This is a genomic window from Paenibacillus sp. sgz302114 (genome assembly GCF_056120345.1).
In genome coordinates this window covers 1-260 of record NZ_JBVYOI010000075.1, presented here as the reverse complement: position 1 = coordinate 260, position 260 = coordinate 1, and the positions used below count along the sequence as shown (strand labels likewise).

At 43.5% G+C, this 260-nt stretch carries 1 rRNA gene; it reads left to right on the top strand.

The annotated features are described in order from the left end of the window. Positions 1-98 (top strand): 23S ribosomal RNA (locus AC0LWF_RS27995); the annotation flags it as partial. Positions 99-260 lie beyond the last annotated feature (162 nt).

Here is a 260-nt window from a genome sequence, read left to right as displayed (position 1 = left end):
TGTAAGACCCCTGAAAGACGATCAGGTTGATAGGTTCGAGGTGGAAGCGCGGCAACGTGTGCAGCTGACGAATACTAATCGGTCGAGGGCTTATCCTAAATAAGTTAAAATCAGCCAAGGTGAAACATTGAAGCCGAGTATTTTGGCGCAAGATGTTTCATGCCGGAGAATTCTAAGCGCTACATAAGGTGAAACTTATGAATCTTAGAATTTAAGCAAGAAACCTTCGCAAAGGTTCGTATCCAGTTTTCAAGGCGTAA